The sequence below is a fragment of the uncultured Clostridium sp. genome (assembly GCF_900547735.1).
Classification (GTDB): Bacteria; Bacillota; Clostridia; order Lachnospirales; family Lachnospiraceae; genus Otoolea.
The window spans coordinates 55,138-78,001 of record NZ_URHZ01000011.1 but is presented as its reverse complement, the minus strand read 5'-3'; the positions used below and the strand labels follow the sequence as shown (position 1 = coordinate 78,001).

Annotated in this window: 15 protein-coding genes and 2 tRNA genes; 15 read left to right on the top strand and 2 right to left on the bottom strand. The window is 40.8% G+C overall.

The genetic code is table 11. From position 1 onward, the window contains the following. Window positions 1–49: 49 nt before the first annotated feature. From QZT18_RS05520 to QZT18_RS05450, 14 genes are all read left to right on the top strand, one after another. Window positions 50–1,189, top strand: coding sequence for a hypothetical protein (locus QZT18_RS05520; RefSeq protein ID WP_294145359.1), 1,140 nt, complete (start codon window positions 50–52; stop codon window positions 1,187–1,189). 257 nt (window positions 1,190–1,446) lie between these two features. Further along, window positions 1,447–2,766, top strand: a complete 1,320-nt coding sequence (locus tag QZT18_RS05515) for a sodium/glutamate symporter (protein WP_294145357.1) — start codon at window positions 1,447–1,449, stop codon at window positions 2,764–2,766. A 134-nt stretch (window positions 2,767–2,900) separates the two neighbouring features. Then, a complete protein-coding gene (locus tag QZT18_RS05510) occupies window positions 2,901–3,914 on the top strand; it encodes a 4-hydroxy-2-oxovalerate aldolase (protein WP_294145354.1) in 1,014 nt (337 codons plus the stop codon). Window positions 3,915–3,936: 22 nt separating this feature from the next. Then, complete coding sequence (locus QZT18_RS05505; RefSeq protein WP_294145352.1) at window positions 3,937–4,923, top strand: 2-hydroxyacid dehydrogenase; 987 nt, start codon at window positions 3,937–3,939, stop codon at window positions 4,921–4,923. Between the two features lie 121 nt (window positions 4,924–5,044). Continuing rightward, window positions 5,045–7,936, top strand: coding sequence for a hypothetical protein (locus QZT18_RS05500; RefSeq protein WP_294145350.1), 2,892 nt, complete (start codon window positions 5,045–5,047; stop codon window positions 7,934–7,936). Between the two features lie 699 nt (window positions 7,937–8,635). Beyond that, window positions 8,636–9,103: a hypothetical protein gene (locus QZT18_RS05495; protein ID WP_294145348.1), complete on the top strand. Its 468-nt coding sequence runs from the start codon at window positions 8,636–8,638 to the stop codon at window positions 9,101–9,103. 34 nt (window positions 9,104–9,137) lie between these two features. Further along, a complete protein-coding gene (locus QZT18_RS05490; protein WP_294145346.1) occupies window positions 9,138–9,626 on the top strand; it encodes a hypothetical protein in 489 nt (162 codons plus the stop codon). 33 nt (window positions 9,627–9,659) lie between these two features. Next, on the top strand, window positions 9,660–10,133 hold the full coding sequence (locus tag QZT18_RS05485; RefSeq protein WP_294145344.1) for a hypothetical protein: 474 nt from the start codon (window positions 9,660–9,662) through the stop codon (window positions 10,131–10,133). A gap of 671 nt (window positions 10,134–10,804) precedes the next feature. Beyond that, entirely contained in the window at window positions 10,805–11,203 is a 399-nt protein-coding gene (locus QZT18_RS05480; RefSeq protein WP_294145342.1) for a hypothetical protein, read from the top strand. Between the two features lie 12 nt (window positions 11,204–11,215). Then, entirely contained in the window at window positions 11,216–11,614 is a 399-nt protein-coding gene (locus QZT18_RS05475) for a hypothetical protein (protein WP_294145340.1), read from the top strand. A gap of 89 nt (window positions 11,615–11,703) precedes the next feature. Beyond that, window positions 11,704–18,504, top strand: a complete 6,801-nt coding sequence (locus tag QZT18_RS05470) for a phage tail tape measure protein (RefSeq protein WP_294145338.1) — start codon at window positions 11,704–11,706, stop codon at window positions 18,502–18,504. 60 nt (window positions 18,505–18,564) lie between these two features. Then, complete coding sequence (locus QZT18_RS05465; protein ID WP_294145337.1) at window positions 18,565–18,840, top strand: hypothetical protein; 276 nt, start codon at window positions 18,565–18,567, stop codon at window positions 18,838–18,840. A gap of 440 nt (window positions 18,841–19,280) precedes the next feature. Beyond that, the gene (locus QZT18_RS05455; RefSeq protein WP_294145336.1) at window positions 19,281–19,748 is read left to right on the top strand and encodes a GNAT family N-acetyltransferase; all 468 of its coding nucleotides are present in this window, start codon (window positions 19,281–19,283) and stop codon (window positions 19,746–19,748) included. A 281-nt stretch (window positions 19,749–20,029) separates the two neighbouring features. Continuing rightward, window positions 20,030–21,094 carry a leucine-rich repeat domain-containing protein gene (locus tag QZT18_RS05450; protein WP_294145334.1) on the top strand — a complete coding sequence of 355 codons (1,065 nt, stop codon included), beginning with the start codon at window positions 20,030–20,032 and terminating at the stop codon, window positions 21,092–21,094. Between the two features lie 376 nt (window positions 21,095–21,470). Here QZT18_RS05450 and QZT18_RS05445 read toward each other — a convergent pair. Together QZT18_RS05445 and QZT18_RS05440 are read right to left on the bottom strand one after the other, a co-directional pair. After that, window positions 21,471–21,544, bottom strand: a tRNA-Met gene (locus tag QZT18_RS05445). Between the two features lie 15 nt (window positions 21,545–21,559). Then, a tRNA-Val gene (locus QZT18_RS05440) sits at window positions 21,560–21,632 on the bottom strand. Window positions 21,633–21,896: 264 nt separating this feature from the next. On the opposite strand from QZT18_RS05440, the gene QZT18_RS05435 reads away from it, so the two are divergent. Next, entirely contained in the window at window positions 21,897–22,820 is a 924-nt protein-coding gene (locus tag QZT18_RS05435) for a diacylglycerol kinase family protein (protein ID WP_294145332.1), read from the top strand. Window positions 22,821–22,864 lie beyond the last annotated feature (44 nt).

Genomic DNA, 22,864 nt, shown 5'->3' with positions numbered 1-22,864 from the left:
TCAAAATAGCAGCAAGTCAGGAAAATATCAGGTAAGGGGGATATATGAGATGTATGATTTGATTTTGAGAAACGGTCTTCTGACCGATCCGGAAAACGGCCTTGACGGGGTTTCGGAAGATATTGGCGTGAAGGACGGCAGGATTGAAAAAATCGCTCCTTCCATCGGGGAGGGGGGACTGCATGAGATAGATGTTTCGGGAAGGGCGGTGCTGCCGGGACTGATTGACTTCCATGCCCATTTTTATGCGGGAGGAACCCTGACCTCGCTTCACGCCTCGTCCTATCTGTCCACCGGAGTAACCGGAGCCGTGGATGCGGGAAGCGCCGGAGTATCCAATTTTGAAGCGTTTCTGGAAAGCCTCACGGAGCGGGAGCGGAGAAACTGCAGAATGTACTTAAACGTGGCGTCCGAAGGCTTAAGCTGTCTGGGAAGCCACAACGAGAACATTAACCCGGCCTACTTTGATAAAAGCAGGATTTTGAAAATGTGTGATTCGCACCGGGATCAAATTATTGGTCTGAAGATACGGATCAGCAGCGAGATTGCAAAACAGAGCGATACAACCAGCTTCGATGCCCTGCGCGGTGCTGTGGAGACGGCAAATGCATGCGGGCTTTCACTTTCAGTCCATATGCCCGATTTCCAGGGATCGCTGTCCGAACTGATCGATATTCTGCGGCCAGGGGACATTTTCTGTCACGTGTTCACACCGCAAAAGGGAATACTGGAAAATGGCAGTGTGTCCGGTGAAATGATCAGGGCCAGGAAAAAGGGGATCATACTGGAATCGGCATGCGGAAAGGGCCATTTTGGCCATGAAACCGCCAGAAAGGCAATGGAACTGGGACTCCTTCCGGATTTGATTTCAGGGGATTTCACCAGAAATACGTTTCTCTATGAACCGGCCTTTTCCCTCCCTTATCTGATGTCGCGTTTTATGGCGCTTGGGATGACCCTGCCTCAGGTGACGGCCTGCTGCGCATCATTTCCGGCAGAACTGATGGGGATGAAGGGGGAAATCGGCTGCCTTAAGGAAGGCGCGAAGGCGAACCTGTCTGTATTTGAGAGAAGAAAAGGTGAATTTATGTTTACCGATGTCCTGGGCGACACGGTGACCGGTTCGGAAATGCTCTGTCCGTCCCTGACGGTTCTGGAAGGGGAAACGGTATATAGAGCTCCGGTGTAAATTTATTGATTGGAGAGATACATTAAAGAGATATATTAAAGAGAAATCTTGTTTCACGTATCGGACAGGCCTGTATTTGCATCAGCCCCGCTGTCATCAGGCAGCGGGGCTTTTGACGTTTGGAATAAAAGGGAATAGAAAAAACAGGACAGTAACCACAATAGAAATATTGGGAAAAACTTAAAATTATGCTGTTAGACATTGTTTGTATAACGTGATACGATCCAGTTAAGCAAAGAGAAAAGGAGAGAAACACAATGACTGTTCGGACATTTTGTAATGACATGCTTCTGCTGGCGGTGTTCATGTTACTGGGATTTTTTATCAGGGAGTATGTCAAACCGCTGCAAAAATTATTTTTACCGTCGTCACTGATTGGAGGGCTGGTGATCCTGATACTGGGGCCGCAGATTCTGAATGTGGTTCCGGTGCCGGAAACTTATGCAAAGGTTCCAAACGTTTTAATCGATATTGTGATGGCGTCTCTGGTGTTTGGTGTAAACTTCAACCGGGATCGTATCGGCTCCTATCTGGATTATATTTGTGTGCCTATGACGGCATATGGAATGCAGATGTGCGTGGGAACGGGGCTGGGATACCTGCTGTCTAAAATATGGCCCGGATTGCCGAAGGGCTGGGGAATTATGGGAGTGTTTTCCTTTCATGGCGGCCATGGGACGGCAAGCGCTGCCGCCGCAACCTTTGAATCGCTGGGAATAGAAGGAAATATGGCGGTCGGAATGGTTCTGTCTACCTTCGGCCTCATCGTTTCAATGCTGGTCGGAATGATTCTGGTGAACTACGGCGTCAGAAAAGGCTGGGCCAGCTATGTAAAAGAGCCAAAGAAACAGCCGGCCTGGTTCTACGGCGGAGTTCTTCCCGAGGAAAACAGAAAGCCTTCCGGCCAGACGGTAACGACGGGAATCAGCATTAATCACCTGGCGCTTCAGGCCAGCTGGCTGCTTGCGGCGCTGTTTCTGGGGCAAAGGCTGTTTGAGATTACAGGACGTTACTGGGGATTCATTGGTACGCTTCCCAGCGTGCTGCACGGTGTAATCGGAGGAGCCGTTTTATGGCAGATTCTGAAAATCTTTAAATGGGACCGGTATGTAGATTTAAAGACCATCAAACTGCTCAGTGGCTTTTTACTGGAAATTGTGGTGTTTACGGCTATGGCGACACTGGACGTGGAGTTTATTTCTACCTACATAGTTCCAATTTTAATCTATACTTTTACCCTTTGCCTCCTGACCGTTCCGATTATTCTTATCACGGCAAACAGGTTCTGCAAGCATGAGTGGTTTGAAAAAGCAATGATGGCGTTCGGAGCCGCTACCGGCAACACTTCCACCGGTCTGGCGCTGGTGCGGGCTGTGGATCCGGATTCCTGTTCCTCGGCGGGAGACACCCATGGCGTTTATACGACACTGACCTGCTGGAAAGATTCCTTTGTAGGTTTTGCCCCGGTCTGGTTAATGACCGGAATCTCCCTGACCATGGGCGTGGGAGCAGCGCTTATGATTGGATTTGCCGTTGTAGGAATTATCCTGTTTGACAAAAAGAGGAGACGGATTTAAGGAGACGGGAAAAAAGGAAGTTGGATTAATTCAGAAATTATATTTTGAAAATGTATTCAGAAATTGTTTATAAAATGTATTCAGAAATTGTATTCAGTAGTCATATTCAGTAATCATATTCAGGGAGGTTTAAAATGAAGATTAAATTAATGGACTGTACGCTCAGAGATGGAGCAAATGTAGTGGGAAAAGGGTTTTCGGCAGAAATAACAGACATGGTTCTGGACGGCCTGACGGCCTGTCATGTTCCGATTATCGAATTTGGGAACGCCGGAGGAATCGGAGCCTATGAGGTAGCCGGGTTTACGGATGCATTGACAGATCAGGAATATCTGGACATTGCGGAAAAATATAAAGAGCGTTCTTCGGAACTGGGCATGTTTTTAAATGCAAACCGCTACCGTGAAAAGAACGTGGTACTGGCGGCGGAGAAAGGACTTTCCTTTCTGCGGGTCGGAGCGGATGCAGGAGATGCCGATATTTCCCTTCAGGCAATAAAAGATATCAAGAAAAACAATTTAAAAGCGTTCTATTCTTCCATGAAAGCATACCTTTTAAGCCCCACGGAGCTGGCGGAAGAGGGCAAAAAGCTGGAGGCGGCAGGTCTGGACGAGATTACGATTATGGATTCGGCCGGTACGATGCTGCCGGATGAAGTGGCCGTTTATACGGAAAAGCTGGCAGACGCCGTATCAATTCCTGTGGCGTTTCACGGCCACAACAATTTGGGGCTTTCGGCGGCGAATGCAATGGCGGCTTACCAGAACGGAGCGGCAATATTGGACTGCGGTCTGATGGGAATGGCGAGGAGCGCCGGAAATCTCGCTACGGAGATTTGCACGGCGATGATGCAGCGCTGTGGACAAATGGAAGAAATTGATCTCTATGGAATGCTGGATTTTATTGAAAAGCGCCTGCAGCCTGCCATGGAGCCGTACAATTACCACAATCCCGTAACGCCTCTGGATCTAACCCTCGGATTTTCGGGCTGCCATTCCAGCTATGTAAAGCAGTTCAGGAAAGTGGCGGAGGAAAAACAGGTGAACCTGTACCAGTTGATTGTAAAGGTGTCCGCAATTGATAAAAAGAAGCCGTCGGAAGCTCTCATGGCAGAGATTGCCGATACGCTGACACAGGACATGAGATAACCGGGAAATAGGATGGAAGTATATGAAACAGGAGAATGATATGATAAAGGTAGTTCTTGCGGGAAATTATCCCGCAAATACATATGAGGCGGTCCGTAAGGCTCTTCCGGAGGAACGGTTTGAGGTAATCCGGGTAGACACGGAGGAGGCCTACAAAACAATGACAGACGCGGAAATTATGATACTGCGAGTTTTTAAAGCTCCGAGAGAGGTGATTGAAAGAAACAGGAATTTAAAAATGATTATGCGCTGGGGAGCCGGCTACGATTCGGTGGACACCGGGGCAGCGGCAGAGCATGGAGTGCTCGTCACCAACACGCCGGGAGCAAATGCGGCGGCCGTATCGGAGCTGAGCGTCCTTCTGATGCTGGCCGTAGGCAGAAAATTACTGTGCCATACGGAAAGTCTGGGCAGAGGAAACTGGAGCAAGAATACATTTATCAATGATTCCGTTTCCCTGAATCACAAGCTGGTGGGTATTGTTGGCGGCGGCAATATCGGCCGCCAGGTGGCGAAAAGGGTACAGAGTTTTGGAGTGGAGGTGCAGTATTACGATACCTTCCGTCTCTCCCCGGAGATGGAAGAAGAGTACAGGATGAAATATGTTTCCTTTGATACTCTGCTTGAGACGTCCGATATTATAAGCCTCCATATTCCTCTGACGGACGGTAACCACCATATGATAGGCGGAGAGGAGATTGCCCGGATGAAGGACGGGGCGATCCTGATCAATGCCGCCAGGGGCGGCCTGGTAGACGACCGCGCTCTTGCCGCGGCCGTCGCATGCGGGAAACTTAGGGGAGCCGGACTGGACTGCGTAGAGCAGGAACCCCTGCCCCAGGGACATGAACTGCTTGAAAACCCCAATATTGTGGTGACTCCCCATGTGGGCGGAGGAACGGCCGATATAGGGGAAACGATTATTCCGATGCTGGTGAAGGATATTGTTGATTTTGCGGATGGGAAAGAGCCGGGACATGTGATTAATACCGTACCATGCGGAAGATAGACATAAAGATACATGAGCCGTAATGTTGCTGAACAGATAATATTTAGCCAACCACTTCTCTTTGAGGGGTGGTTTTTTTGTATTGTAATTGACTCCTTGCTTATTTTACAAGAAATCCTTTTTGAATGGAGAAATAAGTAATATAGATAAAAACAGGAGGACGATTATCAAAGTGCAAAGAAAAGAGAATGGTGCAATCCGTATAAAAAGTGTCCAGGCGGCAAGTTTATACCGATATAACAATGGATATAAATTTCCTGCTAAAAGGAAAAAAGAGAATGATAATTATATATTAGAGTATAAAGAACCTTACATTGATTTTGGAAATGCGGTTATAAACGGCAGTTTATTTTCCCTGTTTGTTTTCAAACATGGTGTAACTGTAAATAAGAAAGGATTTAGCCGGGATTTTGTTGTAATGAAATTTGATTGGGGAGTCGATGTGGATGCTTCAGATCCGGATGAAATAAAATCCGCGAAAACGGCACAGGAGTTAAGAGCACATTATTACCAAAATGGAGCAATGATTCCCTGGATTACTTATCATTCTGAGACGGGCGGAAATACGGAGGAATTATTCGTGTTATATCGCATGCTTATGAGAAATCCGGGCAAAGCAAAAGAAGGACAGTGCATTTTTATCAGAGATGAATTGTATGCAAAGACGTTAAACTATATTACCATGGGGTTATGGAATAAAATACCGGATAAAAAAGGCGCAAAGATTGTTGAAATGTCAGCCTATGCGCCGTTAATTACCGCCACAGCAATTGACTTTATACACATTCCTTTAAAAAACATTTTTGTAGTTAAAGATCAGGAGGTTTCGGTACAAAAGAAGGCAGTATCAGTTAAAATAAGAGAAACGGAGCGTATAAAATATAAAAAAGATTATACCGCCTTTGAAAATGATATTAATCTCCTGGGTTATACATTTTATAGTAAAAAGGCTAAAAAGAATCCGAATTTGACTATGATAAAACAGACGGACCGCGCTCTTACAGAGCATGGAATCCCCATCGGACAATGTCCCGTACAAGCCATACCGCATTACAAAAATGAATGTTATGTTGAAAGGGACAACGAACAAACAGAAATGACGAATATTTTATGGGACGGAATGGGATTAATAGATGAATCAGTTTTTCCTGATGATAAAAACGGTTTTATTTACTGTAGAAGCCATTTCTTTAAATCGTGCCTTTTTAGGGGAAATGTCCAGGAATATTTTAGAGACTACTACGGCCGCGGTTACGATACTGCATATGCGACAGACATGTTGGGACGCAAGATAAAAATAACAGATATTAAGGTGATTATAACAGAGAACTCCTTGAAGTGGTTCAAATTTATCGATCTGATGAGCAAAACGGGGGATGCCGCTGAGGCTTTCCGCTATTATGAAAAGTTCATGAAAAAAGATGGAGAAATGTTTGCTGTTGTAAAAACGGGACACAGCAGTAAATATGGAAGGTTACAGAGAGTTTCCTTTCAGATAAACAATACATTACTGACAAAGGATGAGAATGTCCTTAGAAAAATTGCGGAAGTAAGCACGGAGTTTTGTAACAGGCTTAAACTCGACGATGATTTTTTTGTTGATTATCTGGAAATGGAAGGCACTGCAAAATACAGCATCTATAACGTATTGGGCGCCTTGTACCGGTGGAACGACGAATTTCGGTTTATGGAGTATTTTAAATGTAAAAAAGATAAAAGAATAAGTGAATTCAAGAAAAGGCTGAAATTAGGAAAGTTATTACAAGTGGGAGATAACCTGACGATATGTGGAAATCCGGTTGCCATGCTTATGAAGGTTACAGGACAAAATTTCATCGATGAAACATGTTTTAACCAGCTTAGGGAAGGGATACAATGCTATACTTCCCGGTTTGAGGAGAATGAAAGAATGGCGGGTTTTCGCTCTCCGCACAATTCTCCGAACAATATTATACACTTGATAAATGTATATCCTCCCAGATTGATAAGATATTTTCCGAATTTAGGAAACAGTGTAATTGTAATTAATGGGATCAAAACGGATGTCCAGTGCAGATTGAACGGACAGGATTTGGACAGTGACAGTATTTTTGTAACAAATCAGGAGGAAATGGTTACATTAGCTAAAAAAGCATACATAGAATATCCTACGATTATAAATAGTATCCATCCCGATTCCACTGGTGAATACGATAAAAGTATGCTTTCTTATGCAAAAATGGATTCTGCCATATCGTCTGCACAATATCATGTGGGGGTCGCAAGCAATATCGCGCAGTTAGCTTTGAGTTATTATTTTGATGAGGGCTGCAATAACCGTGAACTGGAAGACATATTTATTATTTGCAGTGTGCTGGCCCAAGTAGCCATCGATTCGGCAAAAAAAAGTTATAAAATAAATATCGGTTCAGAACTATTGAGACTCAATAAAATGCAATGTATGGAGCGGTACAGGAAATATCCCGTTTTTTACGCGGAAGTTCAAAAGTATAATAATAAAAAGAAAAAGAAAAAATTGAACATAAAAGAGGAGGAAGTTGAATTTTTTAATTGCCCGATGGACATTTTGTACTGCATTCTTGATAAGGATATTCTGGATAGGAGAGTCTATAAGGAGACAAATACAAAAACATATAAAGAAAGTGTATATGGAGTGAAACCCATTTTTGAAAATAGAGGGAATAAAGCGAATTCAGACAGAAAACAGTGCAAAAAAATGATAGATTTAGTAAATGAATACAGTGAAATAGTTGGTAAACTCGATGGTGCGAACGAAACATATTATGACGAGCGTATGAACGAATTTAATATTTTGATGGACAGGATAAAAAACATCACGATAACATCGGACACAATGTATGCTTTACTGGAGTTTGCTTTTAAATCGGGAAACGAATATTTAAGAGATGACTTGCTGATTACATTATATGACAAAGATAAAAATAAATTTTTAAATTGCTTTAAAAAAACGGAAAAAAGTCCACGAAAAAATGGGGAAAGCGCTGAAAAATAAGGCTTTTCAATCTCTGCCTATGGAGGGAAGGTGAAGGGAACTTATTGCCATGGTTATGCATGGTTGGGAGAGCGTTGGGGGAGCTTTTGGAATAAAAAGATTCATATGAAAAGGAAAGGAGGATATGATGACTCAGGAAGAATTAAGAAATCTCTATAACGAGAGACTGAAGAGAGAAAAACAGTTATTTATTGCGCAGGAGACGGGAATCTGTATAACAGTGTTATCAAAATTCCGAAATGGAAAGCTCGATCTTTATGACTATCTTTTTGAAAAATTAGAAAAATATCTTTGTAATTAAATCAAAGGCATATCGCCAAAAATTCCGATGAAAAATAATTACCGGCTTTGCTGCTTTGCAGGTTACTGTTCACTCCGTGCCCAGTAACACGCTGCGCGATGCACAGAAACGGCAAAAAACGCCGTTTCGCGCTGCAACCCTCGGGTTTTCTGTGACTTTCGCTGCGCTCCACTCACAAAAAACACCTCGCGGAATACTACCTGTGAACAGTAACCTTTGGAGTACCTGCATTATCGTAAACAGGGTATAAAACATAGATATAAATAGTAAAATATGGTACGATATAGAATAAGAATGTGGGTTCGCAGAAACCAGAGATAAAATCAGGTATGACGGATGAAGTGAGGATAATTGTTTGAATTGTCACTCATAAACAGTAAATTAAGAGGGGCGATATAATGGGAAGAAAAATAATTTGTGAATCATGTGGAACAATTTTTAAAGAGGAAATATTAGGTGACGCAACTATATGTCCGGTATGTGGTGCTGATTTAAGCGGAGATGATGTCCAGAGTGGAGAGGATGAGCATCCGGGATGGGTTACGTGGTGGTATTTAAGAAGTAAAAAATATAATAGTTTGTCTCTATGGGATAAACAGCCTTACCATCCGGAGAATTATGAAGTAGTTAAGGAATTCAAAGCTCCGCCTGAGGTTAATCCAGGCGATCTGGATGAGGTAAAGAGAATTCTCCGCACCTATATCCCCGATGCATTCGCCCCGGCCCAGGAAGAGCCACCTATCAGCTGCCCTTATTGCTTTAGCACAGAATACACACTTATGAACCGAGGCTATGGTCTACTTACCGGCTTTTTGGGAAGCGGAAAAGTTAAAAGAGTTTGTAATCGGTGTAAACGGGAATTTTAAGAGGTAAATAATAAGGATTCAGGGAGGAATCGTAATGGGAAGAAAAATTGTATGTCCATCATGCAATACAATTTTTGATGAAGATTTATTAAAAGCAAAAAGTAGTGAAAATAATTGTTTAGTATGCGGGGCTAATTTGAGTGGAGACGGTGAGCCGAATGTTACGGATGAGCATCCGGATTGGATTACGTGGTGGTATTATGGTTTTAAAAGTAATAACGGGAAAACAACAATATTAAAAGATGAACCGATAGATTTAGATAAACACGGGGATAAATTCTTCCTTATTAAGGAATTTAAAGCACCGCCTAGAGATGCTAATGGCTCAGATAAAGCGAAAGAAATCCTCCGCACTTACATCCCTGATGCATTTGCCCCGGCCCAGGCAGAGCCACCAATCAGCTGCCCTTATTGCTTTAGCACAGAATACACACTTATGAACCGAGGTTACGGTCTACTTACCGGATTTATAGGAAGCGGAAAAGTTAAAAGAGTTTGTAATCGGTGCAAACGGGAATTTTAAGAGGTAAATAGTAGGATTTGGGGAGGAATCGTAATGGGAAGAAAAATTGTATGTCCATCATGCAATACAATTTTTGATGAAGATTTATTGAAAGCCAAAAGTAGTGAAAATAATTGTTTAGTATGTGGGGCTAATTTAAGTGAAGATGGTGAGCCGAATGTTACGGATGAGCATTCCGATTGGATTACGTGGTGGTATTTAAAAGATACGGAGTTTGGAGGTTTGTCTCTGTGGGATAAACAGCCTTACCATCCGGAACAATTTGAAGTGGTAAAAGAATTTAAAGCCCCGCCGAGGGACGTTAATGGATCGGATAAGGCGAAAGAAATTCTACGCACCTATATTCCCGATGCATTCCCACCGGCTCAGGAAAAGCCACCTGTCAGGTGCCCGTACTGCTCTAGTACAGAATATACACTTATGAACCGAGGTTACGGTCTACTTACCGGCTTTATAGGAAGCGGAAAAGTTAAAAGAATTTGCAATCGGTGCAAACGGGAATTTTAAGAGGTAAATAATAAGAATTCAGGGAGGAATCGTAATGGGAAGAAGAATCGTATGTCCATCATGCAATACAATTTTTGATGAAGATTAATTAAAAGCAAAAAGTAGTGAAAATAATTGTTTGGTATGTGGGGCTAATTTAAGTGGAGATGGTGAGCCGAATATAACGGATGAGCATTCTGATTGGATTACGTGGTGGTATTATGGTTTTAAAAGTAATAACGGGAAAACAACACTATTGGATGATGAACCGATAGATTTAGATAAACACGGGGATAAAGTCTTCCTGATTAAGGAATTTAAAGCACCGCCTGAAAGTAATCCGGGTGGATTAGACGAAGTGAAGCGAATTCTGCGCACCTACATCCCAGATGCATTCCCCCCGGCCCAGGAAGAGCCACCTATCAGCTGTCCTTATTGCTTTAGCACAGAATACACACTTATGAACCGAGGTTACAGTCTACTTACAGGCTTTTTAGGCAGCGGAAAAATAAAACGGGTATGTAACCGATGTAAGAGAGAGTTTTAAGAACAATTAGGTGTCTTCTCGTTACCATATATGAGTAAACTGTTTAAATGTAAGAGTTGCGGGTATATGTTCTAGCGGAAGGAAAAGAATGGAATTGCAATAATTGTGGGAGCGAATTTTAAGAAATTATAAGGAGGTAAAATAAATGAGTATGTATTTTTATGATATATACAAGCCTGGCGAATTAGATGAAAATGATACGGGTGGAGTATTTCTTACTTGCAAAAATTGTGGCTGTAATCAATTATGTTATTACGATAAATTCAAAGAATTTTGTGAAGATTATATAGTGCTAAAAGACAATGAAACAATTAACTGCGAAGACTGTGGCGAACCAGCCGAACAGATTATCACCCGTAGACCAGAATCCTTAGAACCGTGTTCTCAAAATGAATATGTGCCCGTCTGTCCAATCTGTCATTCACCAAAGATTCACAGGATTCCGATAAGTAAGAAGGTAACAAGGGCTGCTATATTTGGAATCTTTGCATTACCTAAGGCTGGGAAAGAGTGGCATTGCGATAATTGCGGATCGGAATTTTAAGGAGGAAAATAAATGAGTATGTATTTTTATCAGATCGATAAGCCGGGCGAGTTGGATGAAAACGATCCTGGTGGAGTATTTCTTACTTGCAAAAATTGTGGCTGTAATCAACTAGGTTATTACGATAAATTCAAAGAATTTTGTGAAGATTATGTAGTGCTAAAAGACAATGAAACAATTAACTGCGAAGACTGTGGCGAACCAGCCGAACAGATCATCACCCGTAGACCAGAATCCTTAGAACCGTGTTCCCAAAATGAATATGTGCCCCTCTGTCCAATCTGTCATTCACCAAAGATTCACAGGATTCCAATAAGTAAGAAGGCAACAAGGGCTGCTATATTTGGAATATTCGCATTACCTAAGGCTGGGAAAGAGTGGCATTGCAATAATTGCGGAAGTGAGTTTTAAAAATAAAAACTGAATATTCAAGAAAGATAAACAGCTTGTGTATGCAGGCTGTTTTTATGTTATATAACGCAAATAAACGGAGGAATTAAATGAATAATAATTTTAGAATTAACTTGATTGCGATTCTGGACAAAACCATGTCAAAAAGAATGATAAAAAATGATTTGAAATCCTTTGATGGTCAATTATTCGTCAAGGTAATAGCCAATATAAATAAGACATTATCCAAAAGAGCACTAACACAATCGTTAAGAGAGCTAACAAACCTTAACGTCAGTGTAAAGACTAAGCTGAATCAATCGACAAGCGAAGCTCAACTAAAAAAGCAGATAAAAACATTACAAACTAAAATCGAAGATTTGGATATACGTTTAAAGGCAAATACAGGACAATTAGAAGAGTCTGTTAAACAGGCTGGAGTTAGTGCACAAAAGATTGCCAGTCAAACACCTATCGAGTATAAGGTTTTGATAAAGAAAGACAAGTTAGTAAGTGATTTATCTTTATTAGCAAAACAAAATAGCAAGTTATTTACAAACTCAGCAGCGACGCAAAAGTATGGGAAACTTCTGAACGATGCATATAATGCATCAACAAGCGGTGATATTAAAAAACTCACTTTAGGAATGGCGGCATTTAAAAATGAGTTGAAGGCTACCAACCTAAGTGGGCTTACTTTGACTGATACTTTTAAGAAAGCTGTGGGACGTACTGGTGACTTGATTAGTGCTACATCTATGGTTGCAGTAGCCTATAGTCAAGCAAGAAAAGCATATACAGAGGTTAATGCGTTAGACGATTCAATGACCGGGCTTTATAAAGTTGCGGATGAAATTAACTCTCGAGAGGATTTCCCGGCTTATTTGGATAAATCGATTAAGAAAGCAAGGGAACTGGCAGTAGAAACAAAATCATTAATTTCTTCTGTTACAGACTGGAAAAAGATTGGTTTTAGTTTAGGATTAAGTGAGGAATTAGCAGAAGTATCCACTAAATTTGAAAAGACCGGAGATATGAGCATTGAAAAGGCGATGAGCACTCTTATTTCTACTTTACAGGCATTCAAAGAAATTGATGGGCTTACAGAAGAACAATATAGTGAACGGGCCTTGGCTATAGCAGATAAAATTAATAATATCTCAAACACGCGCGGTATTGATGCGGAGGAAATCTCTGATGCACTGAAAAATAGTGCTACAACATTGCAAGAAGGTAACAATGATTTAAACCAGTCAATTGCAATGATCGCAGCAGGAAACCAGATTTTCCAGTCTCCGTCTGAAGCTGGGAATATGCTGAAAACAGTGAGCATGAGATTGCGAGGGCTCACAGAGGATGGAGAAAAAGCAGAAGAGTCAGTTGCAATGCTGCAAGAAACAATATTAAACTTAACCAATGGTAAAGTAGACATTATGCTTGACGAAAATACTTTCAAATCTACTTACGATATTTTATTGGAAATCTCCAAAGTCTATAATTCCCTCAGTGACAATTCGCAGTCACTTTTGCTGGAAAAAATAGCCGGAAATCAAAGCGGTGTTCCGATGGCGGCTATGCTACAAAACATGTCCGAGGCAGAGGAAATATATAAAGATGTTTTGAATTCTGTTGGCAGTGTAGAGCGGGAATTCCAAAGGTATCAGGAAGGTGCATCAGCAGCCATAACCAGATTTAAAGAAACGCTTGTTTACACATATACAGGTATACTTAGTGGGGATATGACTAAAAGTATTGCTAATGTGGGAACTTCTATTCTTGACTTGGTTAATAAGTTTAACTTATTGCAGTCTTCTTTGGTTGGGATAGCGGCTACGGGTGCAGTTAAAAGTATTGTTGCGATAAGTACAGCTTGTGTATCTACGGCAATGCAAATGAGCACCTTGGGCGATGCGATAAAACAAATCGATTCTCTGCCTATAGATGCAGGAAAAAGAAAAACGGCATTGGTAAATATTGGGAAGGCAAGCAAAAGCCTAAGTGATAGTCAGAACAAGTTGCTTCTTTCCAATAAAGCATTATCTCAAAGCGATAGAATGTATATACTTTCAGGTCAGGATGTAGTAAGAACCAAACAAAAAGAAAAACTTGCTACTTTGGGACTTACACAGGTAACAGAAGGGCAGGCAGTGGCAAATGTTAAGGCGGCAACGAGTACATTTAGCCTGAAAGCCGCACTCACTGGACTTGGGGCCACCATGAAAGCAGTTTTTCTGTCGAACCCCATTGGAATTTCATTAATGGCTATAAGCGTTGGAATAGGAGCTGTTTCTGGTAAATATCATGAGTTTAAGCAAGCAATAGATGATGCCAGACAGACGAGTATTGAAGCTGCTGATGCTGCCGCTATGCAGGCGAATAAGTTAAATGAATTGTATATGCAGTATGAAAACTTAGCAGGAGTTACGGATCGTACGTCTTCGCAAGAGCAAGAATTTAAGACAGCGATTGAGCAAATTACTTTGGCGCTGGGTAATAAAGCGGAGGTGTTGGAAGGCCTGACAGTTGGTACGGAAGAATATTCCGAAGCTTTAAAAGAGGCAACGCGAGCAGAGATAGAAGAGCAGTACGCAGCAGCAGTGAGAGGGCGAAAGGCCGCAGAAGATACCTTGCATGATGCTACATGGAGCACATGGAGTGGAAGTAAAATTGATGTACCTTTAAATGTCAATATGACTGGTGTGGAAAAGCACGTACAGGCACTCGGAATTGTTCGCACAATGCTGAGTGGTTTTGAAAAGGAAACCAGTCAAGGTATAAAGTGGGCACCAGAACATCCTGAAAATATGGATAGCGTTGTTGAGTACTATTCTGAACTGGTTAAGGCAAGAGAGCGTCTTACGTTACAGTCTAAAGCGTTAAATAACGATGCCATTCTTGAATCAGATATTTATAAAAATATAGATAAGATTATTTCAGATGTCTCTGAAAGTGTAAAGACGTACACTAAAAATAAATATGAAGAACTAAAGCTGGAATATGAGTATCATAATGGAATACCAACTACAGTTGAAGGCTTCAATAGCATGAAGGATGCATTATTAAATGCAAGCGGTGCAGGCGAGGGACTAAAACGCGTTTACAATGATCTGCTATCAAAAGATTTTAGCTCCTTGGCAACACAAGCGATACAGGAAGTGCCAAAGGTATCCGATGGCAAGACCTTATTGCCTTGGACAGAAGACCAGAACAAGAAGATTGATGAATATCAGAGTAAAATAAAGTCTTTGATTGAAGCACAAAAGTCTTTGGCAGATGGTACGATGACAAAATCAGGTGCGCTTGACCTGATACAGGAATATGGAATTGATCCTAGTAAAGTGGAAATGTCCACTGGGGCATTTATTGGATTAAGGGAAGAACTTGAGCGCATTGCTAAGCTGAGTCTAAATAACATTAGTTCCAAGCTTGGAGAAATGCTGAAGGGGGGCTTTATTGATGAGTCTGCGTTTACTATGCTATCACAGATTTTCCATGACATGGCATATAACATTGATGAAAATACAAACTCTTTGAGCACTTGGAAAAAACAGTTACAGGATTCAAGAGCTTCAATCTCGGATATTTCAGTTATCTTGAAGGATCTAGATGAAAATGGTATTAATAATCTGTCGTCGTCTTCGGTTGATAAAATTATATCTAACTATCCCAGTCTTTTATCGTATCTTAGTAATGAAAAAGAATTACGTAATGGTTTGAACCAGGAATTAGAGAGACAGGAAACTTCTTCCAAGTCTGCATATATTAATATGATGCAGGCGGATGAAACATTTTATCAGAAGATATTACAGAATGAATCAAACAAGGTAGCAGCCGTAAATGATACAATTAACAGTATTGTAAACGGAAATACACAGTTGGTTAATATGTTAGGCGGATACTATAATACGGATTTGGAAAATTTCAAATCATTAGCAGAAGCAAAGGCGAAAATAGAGGAAACATTAATCAAAAATTGTGCCGCTGCTTGGGCGAAATATTATCAAGTACAGGTTGTTGATGGTGTAGCTACTACAAATGCATTGGATGGTGGTGTACATAGTGGTGAAGAGGCAGCGGCAAGAAGTGCGGCAATTGCATCCACGTCGGCTTATAATCAGGCGATAAAGTCATTGGATAGTTTGGCGAATATTTCTATAGGAGTTGCAGATATTGGTAAAATTGACTCTAAAGGTAATGGGGGTAATTCACAAAAAGCAAAAGAGGAACAAAAGAAAGTCCTCGACTGGATTCCGGCAGCATTAGACCATGTTGAAAAGGAACGGCAAAAGGTTGTAGACATCATAGAGGATGAGAATGTAGCTTATGAGAAGCAGCTCTCCCTCACGCATGAATTACTCGCAAACGATGAGGAAGTAATACGGGTAAACAAAGAGGCTCTTGATATCTACCTGAGCCAGTGGGAAGCAGTCCGTCAGAAAATTATTGAGGCATTTGGTGAGACAGAAGGTAATGCTCTGATTAGTAAAATTATGATGGGGAATACCTCTCCTGAGGATTGGAGAAACGAATTTAGTTATGATCCCGATGATAAAACCATGTCTGCAAAGGTGAAGCTTTTGGAGGATGGCAAAGAGGCTTTTGCAACCTATACGAAACAGGATGAGAAATGCAAAAACAAGATAGAAGAGCACACTGAGGATCTTAAACGACAATTTGAAATCCGAGTGGATATCATCAAGGAATCCCTGGAAGATTTAAAATCCGAGATGAGTCAAATCGAGTCAGAAATAAGTCTTAAAGAAATTACAGGCCGTATTATTACGGAGTCTGATTACCGGGACATGATAAATCTGGCTGACGACCAAATAGACTTACAGTATGAGCAGATTGATGCTTTAGAAGAGTATTTGGACGAATTAGATGAAGGAAGTGCTGAATGGTACAATGTCAAGTCTCAGATATCAAGCTGTAAAGACGCCATAAGGCAATGCGAAGAAAATCAAGCCAAATGGAATGAAGAAATTCTAAACCTCCCCGTCCGCAGAATTGAACGGTATTTGGAATTGCTCGGATTTATCAAGCAAGACCTCAGTAATTTCATTAATGAGCAATCCAGCTTGGGAAAAGATACATCACAGGAGCAATTACAAAAGCTAATTGAATTATCCTCTAAGCAAATCGAAAAGCTGAAAGAAGAACACGAAGAACTGGTCAAAAAGCTGTCTAATTATGATTATGGCAGCGACAAGTTTAACGAAGTCCAGAAGAGCATTCAGGACTGCGAAAACGAAATGTCTTCTCTGATTCAGGAACAAATCCAGTACAACAAACAAATCTTAGATATCCCCCTCAATAAAATCAACGATTTAAAAGAGCAGCTTAACAGTATAAAAGGTGCATTAGATAGCGTTACAGGCGATTACGACACAGCTATCTCTGCTGTTATTAATACGATTGAGAAAGAAATCGATAGTTATAATGACATGAAAGAGGCGGCAGAGGAATCCTATGAAGCCAGGATTAAACCATTACAGGATGAATTGGATTTATTGAATAAAACTAATGAGGCACGTCAAATTCAACTAGATGCCGAACAAAGCTTGTATGACCTGGAACGTGCTAAAAATCAGAAAACAACGCAAGTTGTAGAAAATGGTGAGATTGTTTATCGGGAAGATATAGATGCAGTCAGAAACGCTAATAAAGCGCACGAGGACGCACTGTACAATAAAGCGAAGTATGAACTGGAACAGCAGATTGAGTCACTGGAGAAAGAACGTGATGATCTTTTAGAAAGCTATGACGGACAAATCGATAAACTGAATGAAATTAAGGACAGATGGTCTGAAATAGCGGATAACATCCGTGATGCAAATGAAGCGGCCCATGCCTCCGATATTCTCGGCGCCGGCTGGAAGGATAAAGTCACTACCGGTAATGATAAAGACATCTATGATGCAATGGTAAAGAATTATGAGGCTGTAGAGGCTCAGAAGGAAATGTACCAGAAACAAATTGATGCAGCGGAAAAGGTATCGTCTCTTATGGAACAGTATATAGCAGCTTTCCAGAGTGGGACAATGAGCTATCAGGATGTACTCTCTAAATTCGATGAGCTGATTCTTGCAGCCAAAGACGGTTTCTCCTCTCAGGAATATCTGGATGCACTTTTAAACGTTTCGGGCAACAGCGATACGGCATCGGCATTGGAAAACATACAAAGCCAGATATCCGGTTCTTACGAGGATTTCAAAGCTTACCTGCAAGCGGCACACTCAAACAGTGAATTAATATCAAAGTATACATCCACCTGGGAGGAAATTAAAAAGACCCTGGAGGAACAGCTTGCAACACTGAAGAAGATGGCTGAAGAAGAGGCTAAGAAAGTCTCTGATTCCAAGCCGTCCTCCGGAGGTAAGGGAGGTAAAGGCCAGTCTTCTTCCAAAGGACCGAACTGGAATACACCGGATGGAACAGCAGAAGGCCCGGCAAAAGAAATTGAGGAACGGGAAAAAGCAAAGAATTCTCACAAAGATGGACTTGAAAGCAGCCCGGTTGGGCGTACTGTCAGTAGCAACACTGAACTTATCAGAACACTGGGACTTCGAAAACTCAATCCGGAAGAGATTGCTTCTATCCTTCATGAAGGAGAGGTCGTAGTTAACCCGGAGCAGATTGATCAGGTGGCGGAAAACTTTAATGCACTGGAAAAACTGGCACTGAGTGAAGAACAAAAGCAGCATTTACTTCAGTATTCTTCTCAAATACCGGTCAGCTTACCGGAATTTACCCCTTTTAAGCAGGCATATAATCCGTCGGCTACTGTAAAAGAATTTAATTTTAACATGGGCGACATTAATTTGAACAGTGTTGATAATACACAGAAGCTGGTAGATACCATTGCCAGAGAATTTGACTCGGCATTATGTCAAAAATTTTCCAAATACTAAAATGATTTGAGGATGCCTGGTTCTTTGGGCATCCTTTTCTAACGGGAGGTGAAATATAATATGAATTATTCAGAATTAGTTCAATACATAGCAGAGAAAACCACGGCACAGGTTGATAAAATGATAAAGAAAGAAGTAAATTCCGATAAGACTTTTACGGCCCAGATTACCGAGACGGTAAATGCCACTACGTGCCGCGTGTTATATTGCGGAAATACCTTTACGGTTTCTAATATCATGCAATGCGATGCCGGTGATGTAGTGCGTGTCTGTGCTCCGTGTAATAATTGGACGGATTTATTTGTTGTAGAGAACAAAACTAAACGGAGCAGATAAATTAAAGCCGATTGTATCCTGAACCGCTTTTTATTGGCACGAAGAGCGAAGCAAATGTAAAACGTTATACTTTTGTTTGGTGCGGTAGCATCAACTGCCATCCTGCCGGACTTATGGATACAGTAGATGCTCTTTATGCAAAATACAATATATTCCTGCATGAAAGATCGATACAGTCTATATATGGGACTTTATAAAGCTATACTGCGGCCGCCATCATTACTTAAATATATCTTTTGATTAGGTTTAATGATAGAATTAAACGTATAAAATTTGCGTGTATCATCTATAACATAATACATTGAATGTCGTACACATATCTAGATGGATGAGACAGAAGAGCAAGATTATGTCAGGGCTGTGAGTTGTCTTTACTGCTGATGCCCAAGTTCTGAACATCATATTTATATCAATTATTATGTGAATTAGGAGGAGGCAATATGGAAATTACTTTATCTAAGGCTACTATTTCAGACTTCGAAGAAATCTATGCTTTACAAATTACATCATTTAAGAAGTTACTTGAAAAATATAAGGACTATGATTTCAGCCCCGGATCAGAAAAGATTGCTCAAACGGTACAACGGTTGCGAAATCCTTGTATAGAGTACTATTTTATATGTCTGTTTGAAATACATATCGGAGCAATTCGAATATACAAAGCCGGGGGGGTATGCAAATTAAAGCAGATTTTTATTCTTCCGGAATTTCAAGGGGAAGGCTATGCTCAACAGACAATATTACTTGCAGAAGGTTTATACCCAAATGCCCGGAGATGGGAGTTGGATACGATCGAACAAGAAGCTAGACTTTGCCATTTGTATGAGAAAATGGGATATATTAAAACAGAAAAAGTCCGGAAGGTTACAGAAGAAATGAACCTTGTGGATTATGTCAAACTTACATAGTATACAGATGCCGGGAGAGAGTTACCATCCGGTTAAGCATTACAATATTTTGTAATCCTGGTGAAATGTCATTTTCAAGGGAAACTTTGATTCTTGTGAGCTGATTGCCCATAAATCAAAAAACTTATTAATAGGAAAAGAAAAATTGGAATCAGACTCTGTATACAAAATGGCTAGGTAAGATCCTAAAATATCTTAAGCAGTGGTTTATACTTCCTTTTATAGAGATAAAATGGTACTATAGTTACATGTAATATACATAATAGGGGGGAGGATTTGTAATGGGACTTGTTGCAGCTAAATGTACAGAATGTGGAGCAGATATTGAAGTTGATGAGACAAAGGAAGCGGGAATATGCAAGTATTGTGGGACCGCTTTTGTAACTGAGAAGGTAGTAAATAATTATAATATGACGAATAATATATCTAATTCAGTTGTTAATATTTATAATAATGCAACAGAAAACAACTTCGAGACGGAAGGACCTAAGCTGCTCATATACAAAGGTGAACAAAAAGTTGTTGAAGTACCGTCATATATAAATACTATTGGGGAGATGGCTTTTTGTAGAAATATTAATATTGAAAAAATAATATTACCTGGTTCGGTTACCTTAATAGAAGGTAGAGCATTTTTAAGTTGTAGAAATCTAAAAGAGATTGTATTGCCGGATTCTATTTTTTCAATAGGTGCTATGGCTTTTGGTGACTGCACAAATTTGGAACGGATCAAATTGCCAAAAGGCCTGCGTAGAATAAATGTAAACCTATTTTCGGGATGTGAATCATTGAAAGAGGTGATAATTCCGGATGGAGTTATAAAGATCGAAAGCGAATGTTTTACAAATTGTAGGTCTTTAAGAGAGATTGTAATTCCGGCCAGCGTTAAGTGTATTAATGGATTTCCATTTTATTGTTGTAATTTAGAAAAAATAATTTTTGAAGAACCAAACAATATGGAAGAAATAACAAACAGCATATTCTATAGGTCTGAAAAGGTGCCGGAAATCGTTGCATCAGATACATTTAAAAGAAAATTTGAAAAATATTTATCAATAAATGAAGTTTCATCTAATGGTGGGGGATGCTACATTGCTACTTGTGTCTATGGATCCTATAACTGCCCTCAAGTGTGGGCACTTAGAAGATATAGAGATTATGTACTGAGTCAAAGCTGGTATGGCAGAATATTTATTAAATGCTATTATAAGGTTAGTCCGATATTAGTTAGACTTTATGGCGATAAGGTATGGTTCAGAAATTTTTGGAAGCTGCGACTGGATAAAACGATTGATAATTTGATTAAAAGAGGAATTAAAGATACATTCTACAATGATGTAAACTAATATATATCCAAAGCTGAAGGACGGTCAGACGGAAATTAAAACTACGTTATTGGGCTTTGGGGTTACACTCCTGAAATTCTTGCTGGAGGGGAGAGACAATATTCTGTACTGGCATTAGCAAATTAGGCAGTATTTCCCAATCCTGTATTGAATATCCTGGAAAAGAAATTCCCAAGGACTTAGAAAACTCTGATCAGTGACATATTCTAATGTATGAATTGACATTTGAGAATTCTATAATTCCTGGGAATTTCTTGATATAAGCAACATCTTTATCATGCGACAATTCCAACGTGAGTATTCAAATTTTGTTGATTTTTCAAAAGCAAAAACCCCGGAACCATTATAAAATAAGGATTCCAGGGCTATTAATTAGTAGCGGAAGGGAGATTTGAACTCTCGACACCACGGGTATGAACCGTGTGCTCTAGCCAACTGAGCTATTCCGCCATATTTTGTTTTCAATGGGGCCTATAGGGCTCGAACCTATGACCCTCTGCTTGTAAGGCAGATGCTCTCCCAGCTGAGCTAAGACCCCATTTGCATGTCCCTCAATCGCGACTGCTTAGATAGTATAATATTTATTGTTCCAATTGTCAATACTTTTTTGACAATATTTTATAGAAATTTTCTTCTCTTTTTACTATGAAGTATGCTATAATTAAAAACAGTGAATAAAACAGATGTTTTTGCGGTCTTCTGCCTGCCGGCGGCCGCTTTAAAATGTTACGGTTCATAGCCCTGCAGTGGTTCGGCAGTTCTGCGAATGGTAACTAAAATATACAGAACAACGGAGGCTGTGATGTATTATTTTATTATAAATCCCCACTCCAGGAGTGGATACGGTTATAAAGTCTGGAAGAGAATTGAAAAACTGCTGAAGCTGGAATGCGTGGAATACAAGGCATTTCTGACGGAGAGGCCGGGACAGGCGGCCGAGTTTGCCGATCAGCTTACGAAGGGGTGCAAGGAACCTAAGATCATTGTGGTTGTTGGAGGAGACGGTACGGTTAATGAAGTGCTGGACGGTCTTTCTTTTTGCAATACGATTACGCTTGGGTATATTCCGACCGGTTCCGGCAATGATCTTGCCAGGAGCCTGAAACTTCCGCACTCCCCGAGAAAATGTTTAAAGAAGGTTCTCCATCCCAAATATCATAAACTTATGGACTACGGCGTTGTCACCTACGGAGATGATGTAGTGAAACACCGCAGATTTGCCGTGAGCGCCGGCATCGGCCTGGATGCGGCTGTCTGTCATAATCTTCTTTATTCAAGAGTAAAACCACTGTTCAACCGGATTCATCTTCAGAAGATGAACTACATTCTTGTCGGAATCAAGCAGTACCTGATGGCAAGGCCTGCGAAGGGCTATATCGTGCTGGACGGAAATAAGAGGGTAGAATTTAATTATATCTATTTTATATCTGCGCATATCCATCCTTTTGAGGGGAGCGGATTCAAGTTTGCGCCCAAAGCGGACTGCAGTGACGGCAGACTGGAGATTTGTGCGGTCAGCCATTCTTCGAAGATGCAGGTGCTGTCGATCCTCTGGCGTTCTCTGTTAAAACGTTCCCATAATAAGGGACTCAGAACTTACCAGTGCAGGGAAGTCCAGATTCACACGGACAGGCCGATGGCGGTTCATGTGGATGGGGAGAGCTGTCTGTACCAGAGCGATCTGCATGTGCGCTGTATTGAGCGGAAGGTCAGGATCATTGTATAAGGAAGTAAACTGAATGACTAAATTGAATGACAGAAAGGATAGAC